Source organism: Alicyclobacillus hesperidum subsp. aegles (assembly GCF_027923525.1).
GTDB lineage: Bacteria > Bacillota > Bacilli > Alicyclobacillales > Alicyclobacillaceae > Alicyclobacillus > Alicyclobacillus aegles.
Window position 1 is genome coordinate 1 of sequence record NZ_BSBJ01000015.1, and the last position, 4,752, is coordinate 4,752.

A 4,752-nucleotide genomic window follows, 5' to 3' on the forward strand; every position below is an offset into this window, starting at 1 on the left:
GAGTCTGGGCCGTGTCTCAGTCCCAGTGTGGCCGGTCACCCTCTCAGGTCGGCTACGCATCGTCGCCTTGGTGAGCCGTTACCTCACCAACTAGCTAATGCGCCGCGGGCTCCTCTTTCAGCGCTGCATTTGCAACTTTCCTCACAAGAAGATGCCTCCTCGTGACCTATCCGGCATTAGCACCCGTTTCCGAGTGTTATTCCGGTCTGAAAGGCAGATTGCCCACGTGTTACTCACCCGTCCGCCGCTGACATCCGAAGATGTCCGCACGACTTGCATGTATTAGGCACGCCGCCAGCGTTCGTCCTGAGCCAGGATCAAACTCTCAATGAAATCTCACTATCCCGCATACGCGAGACAGATGAACTGGCGTGGTGTGTGTTTAGTTTTCAAGGAGCGATGCTGCCGTTCGAGGCAGCCCAATCAATATATCACATCTCACACTTCATCGTCAACCGGTAAGTTTTGCATCGCTCACTCACTGGCGAGCTCAGCATCTTGACCGATTGGCCACCGGACGTTGCCGTAGAGCGCCGTCCCAAGCGGCGTCAACTACTATACTACGCAGGACGTTGGTTGTCTAGTACACATTGTTTGGTAAATAAATCCGAGGTCTATGAACCTCCCCACAGACGGATTCGGCACGTGCTATTAAGTCTTGCTCAACTGTTAACCGGGCCGCCCAACAGGGCACGCTATGTAATTGAGTACCCGGAAGCTCCCACCGCATCTATCTAAAGTCGGGAAGCCCGCAACTTTATCATCAGTGAAAACGTGGGCCACAATTCCCTCTGGGCTTGCGCCTTAGAGGACCCAAAGATGCTCTGACAACGAAAAGAAGCATCCACACTTCAATTCATAGCAATTGATACTTTCGTCATAGCAATTGATACTTTCGCTTCGATGCAATTAGCTATAGACGGGATCGCCATATAAAACGCTCAAACACATAAAAGCCAAGGTAACGGGTAAAGCCATGTTGGAGAAACGTGCTGATCCCTTTTCAGAAAAGGATCGCTACCTACGTCCAAGATGGTTGATCAGACTGGACATAACACTTCATGCGCCAATAAGCTCGCAACATATCTCAAATGTCATTGATCTCAAATGTGACTGAAATGGTTTTTGTTGTTCGGTAGCATTGGTGACTGTAGATCAATTCCGATCCATCACGTATAACCTTACCTCACACGTGCACTCTAAGTGGGCGTTATGCGGTGGGGGCAATTAAAGGGCAGTTAGATGAAGGGGTCATGACGACTGTCCATAGAACAAGTCATGCCGAACGTCGATTTTTAAAGAAATTTGTTTTGAATGCTTGACTTGGTACAAGATACGTGTTAGATTACCCAGTGCGCAACGATAACACGTTGATGCGAGCCATTAGCTCAGTTGGCAGAGCACCTGACTTTTAATCAGGGTGTCGCTGGTTCGAATCCAGCATGGCTCACCATGCCACCTTGGCTCAGGGGTAGAGCGGCTCACTCGTAATGAGCAGGTCGTCGGTTCGAATCCGACAGGTGGCTCCACAATTAGAGGGCAATTTTAATATGTTGCCCTCTAACCTTGAATAATCGTTGTTGGGGAATAGCCAAGCGGTAAGGCAACGGTTTTTGGTACCGTCATGCGAAGGTTCGAATCCTTCTTCCCCAGCCACACGTGCCCTTAGCTCAGCCGGATAGAGCGTTTGACTACGAATCAAAAGGTCGGGAGTTCGAATCTCTCAGGGCACGCCATCATCGGAGCATAGCGCAGCTTGGTAGCGCGCCTGCCTTGGGAGCAGGAGGTCGTGGGTTCGAATCCCGCTGCTCCGACCAGTTTCAGTGGTTGTACAAGCTGAAAAGTCAATATTCAGATTACCCGGAGTGGCGGAATTGGCAGACGCACACGACTCAAAATCGTGCGGGAAACCGTGCCGGTTCGAGTCCGGCCTCCGGGATTCGTGGGGGTATAGCTCAGCTGGGAGAGCACCTGCCTTGCAAGCAGGGGGTCGTCGGTTCGAATCCGTCTACCTCCACCACTTTCCTCGATAGCTCAGCGGTAGAGCATCCGGCTGTTAACCGGAGGGTCGTAGGTTCGAATCCTACTCGGGGAGCCAAACATGCTCCCATAGCTCAGTTGGCAGAGCGCATCCATGGTAAGGATGAGGTCACCAGTTCAAGCCTGGTTGGGAGCTCCATGTGGCCCCATGGTCAAGTGGTTAAGACACCGCCCTTTCACGGCGGTAACGCGGGTTCGAATCCCGCTGGGGTCACCATGAAAATTACCACTTGACGAAACTCGTAGGTTGTGTGTAGAATTGATAAGTGCTTGCGCGGAAGTGGCTCAGGGGTAGAGCATCGCCTTGCCAAGGCGAGGGTCGCGGGTTCGAATCCCGTCTTCCGCTCCATGATTTCTTACTCCAGCCAGCCGAGCATAAGCTCGGCTGGTACGGAGAGAAATTTCCACAAGCCTGCGGGTGTAGTTTAATGGTAGAACATCAGCTTCCCAAGCTGAGAGCGAGGGTTCGATTCCCTTCACCCGCTCCATGCGGCTGTAGCTCAGAGGGAGAGCACCACCTTGACACGGTGGGGGCCACAGGTTCGATTCCTGTCAGCCGCACCAACTGTAATTGGGACCGTCAATTGGTTCTGACAGTAAGGCCCTATCGTCTAACGGTTTAGGACGCCGCCCTCTCACGGCGGTAATAGGGGTTCGAATCCCCTTAGGGTCACCATCAGATGGAGTGATGGCCGAGTAGGTCGAAGGCGCTCGCCTGCTAAGCGAGTATACGGTCAAAAGCCGTATCGAGGGTTCGAATCCCTCTCACTCCGCCATGGAACTGTGGTGTAGAGGCCTAACATGCCTGCCTGTCACGCAGGAGATCGCGGGTTCGAATCCCGTCAGTTCCGCCACTTGCGCCCATAGCTCAGTCGGCTAGAGCGCACGACTGATAATCGTGAGGTCGGTGGTTCGAATCCACCTGGGCGCACCAAAACTAAGGCTGTCATACGAATTAGTATGACAGCCTTTTTTCATTATAATTATAGAGTAAGCGGTATATGTCCCCCCTTCCCCCAAACGGAATTAGAGTTGATTTTTCCTCTATGCTCCGGGCTCGAGTTACTCGCATTTCTCCACGCAGTTCCACCCGACTACATCCTCCTCCTGGTTTACGTCTTGAAAGCGACTACTTTAGACTCGCGTGTTGCCAAGCCAACAAATCCGTTGTAGGATAATCCCTTGTACTCTTCTAAGAATTTATGCATATGAGGTGAGTGACGTGCAAGAGGGGTTAAAGCGTGCTTTACGTACGCCCGAAGTGCTATTCATCGGCATGAATGGTGTGATCGGTGGAGGCATATTCCTGCTGCCCGGTCAAGTCTCTGCGCTAGCAGGCCACCAAGCGCCGTGGTCATATTTGATCGCAGGACTTGTCGCTATTATGATTGGCCTTTCGTTTGCTGAGGCTAGCAGCATGTTCAATGAAACTGGCGGTTCATACATGTATGCCGAACGAGCGATGGGTCGAACGATCGCGGCAAGTGTAGGTTGGATGAGTTGGCTAACGTTAATCGTCGGTTGGGCCGCACTCTCAAATGGACTTATGGGCTATGTGACGTCACTTGTTCCAAGCCTAGCCCCGGCAAAAGACTGGATTGCTGCAGGAGTTATCGCAGCGTTGTGCTTGCTGAATTCGCTGGGTGTTCGCAAAGGCTCTTGGGCAGTCATTTTCTTCTCTATCGTCAAGCTGATACCACTGGCATTGCTCGTGATTGTTGGGCTATTTATATACGCGCATCACACGCCTGCTGTATCCGCTTTGTCCCACAGCGCGCCGCAGATTAGCAAGGCCGTGCTTGTCTTGATTTATGCATATGGTGGCTTCGAAATGGCGACGGTACAACAAGGTGAAATGGTTCACCCACGCAAGTCGGCCGTGATCGGCGTAATTGGTACATTAGTAGGCGTCACGCTGTTCTATTTGCTCATTCAAGAAGCCGCTGTGCGACTCGATCCGTCCCTCGCCACGTCGGCTACCCCGCTTGCGGACGCTGGACGCAACATGTTTCTGGGTGGAGCAACCGTGATGACCATTGGAGCTGTTTTGTCCATTCTGGGTACCAAGAGTGGTGTCGCTTTAACGGCTCCACGCATCCTTTACGCGCTATCCCTGCGTAGAGGACTGCCGGGGATCCTGGCGAAGATTTCGCCCCGCTTTCAAACGCCTATCGTGTCGATTTGGGTGACGGGCGTGATTGTCATTATACTTAGTGTCACGGGCACGTTTGAGCATCTGCTCATGCTTAACGTCGCTGCGCGCCTGTATGAGTATCTCGCCGTCTGTGTCTCCGTCATTGTCCTTCGTTTTCGGGCAAAAAACGAGTTGCGTTCCTTCCGACTCCCTTTTGGCGTAGCCATTCCCGCTATTGCAGCCGGGTTGTGCATTTGGCTGCTGAGTCAAGAAACCGCGGGTCAGCTTTCGCTTGCACTGGCGGCCCTGGCCATTGGGATGGTGCTATACGGAATTAGCCGTCGCACACAAGCCAAGTCGAGCGGGCATGAAAGGGATCAACAACCGACTCGCAATGCCGGTTAAGAGGACGATCACGCTGTGCTTCCGGATGTCTTAGACTATGGGGCTGTCCCAAAAGTGCCAAGTGCACTTAGGGGGAGCCCCTTATTTATGAAAATCTGTTTGAATGTTGCCCTACATGTCCACAAAAAGAATCGCCCTTCCGGTAAAATGTAAGTGCGAACAAACATCAACCG

1 protein-coding gene, 17 tRNA genes and 1 rRNA gene are annotated in these 4,752 nt (G+C 52.4%); 18 read left to right on the top strand and 1 reads right to left on the bottom strand.

What is annotated here, in order from left to right; all coding sequences use genetic code 11:
• Positions 1–333 (bottom strand): 16S ribosomal RNA (locus QMF38_RS09310); the annotation flags it as partial.
• A gap of 1,044 nt (positions 334–1,377) precedes the next feature.
• On the opposite strand from QMF38_RS09310, the gene QMF38_RS09315 reads away from it, so the two are divergent.
• The 18 genes from QMF38_RS09315 (at position 1,378) to QMF38_RS09400 (ending at position 4,579) form a co-directional block, all read left to right on the top strand.
• A tRNA-Lys gene (locus tag QMF38_RS09315) sits at positions 1,378–1,453 on the top strand.
• A gap of 1 nt (position 1,454) precedes the next feature.
• A tRNA-Thr gene (locus QMF38_RS09320) sits at positions 1,455–1,529 on the top strand.
• A gap of 52 nt (positions 1,530–1,581) precedes the next feature.
• Positions 1,582–1,656 (top strand) — tRNA-Gln (locus QMF38_RS09325).
• 3 nt (positions 1,657–1,659) lie between these two features.
• Positions 1,660–1,736, top strand: a tRNA-Arg gene (locus QMF38_RS09330).
• A gap of 4 nt (positions 1,737–1,740) precedes the next feature.
• Positions 1,741–1,817: transfer RNA gene (locus QMF38_RS09335), tRNA-Pro, on the top strand.
• A gap of 42 nt (positions 1,818–1,859) precedes the next feature.
• A tRNA-Leu gene (locus QMF38_RS09340) sits at positions 1,860–1,939 on the top strand.
• A gap of 5 nt (positions 1,940–1,944) precedes the next feature.
• A tRNA-Ala gene (locus tag QMF38_RS09345) sits at positions 1,945–2,020 on the top strand.
• Positions 2,021–2,023: 3 nt separating this feature from the next.
• Positions 2,024–2,098, top strand: a tRNA-Asn gene (locus QMF38_RS09350).
• Positions 2,099–2,103: 5 nt separating this feature from the next.
• Positions 2,104–2,179, top strand: a tRNA-Thr gene (locus QMF38_RS09355).
• Positions 2,180–2,182: 3 nt separating this feature from the next.
• Positions 2,183–2,257, top strand: a tRNA-Glu gene (locus QMF38_RS09360).
• A gap of 57 nt (positions 2,258–2,314) precedes the next feature.
• Positions 2,315–2,389 (top strand) — tRNA-Gly (locus tag QMF38_RS09365).
• A 65-nt stretch (positions 2,390–2,454) separates the two neighbouring features.
• Positions 2,455–2,528 (top strand) — tRNA-Gly (locus QMF38_RS09370).
• Between the two features lies 1 nt (position 2,529).
• A tRNA-Val gene (locus QMF38_RS09375) sits at positions 2,530–2,604 on the top strand.
• Positions 2,605–2,640: 36 nt separating this feature from the next.
• Positions 2,641–2,716: transfer RNA gene (locus tag QMF38_RS09380), tRNA-Glu, on the top strand.
• Positions 2,717–2,722: 6 nt separating this feature from the next.
• Positions 2,723–2,816 (top strand) — tRNA-Ser (locus QMF38_RS09385).
• A gap of 1 nt (position 2,817) precedes the next feature.
• A tRNA-Asp gene (locus QMF38_RS09390) sits at positions 2,818–2,894 on the top strand.
• A 3-nt stretch (positions 2,895–2,897) separates the two neighbouring features.
• Positions 2,898–2,974 (top strand) — tRNA-Ile (locus tag QMF38_RS09395).
• Positions 2,975–3,262: 288 nt separating this feature from the next.
• A complete protein-coding gene (locus tag QMF38_RS09400) occupies positions 3,263–4,579 on the top strand; it encodes an APC family permease (protein ID WP_281759274.1) in 1,317 nt (438 codons plus the stop codon).
• The last annotated feature ends 173 nt before the right edge of the window (positions 4,580–4,752 follow it).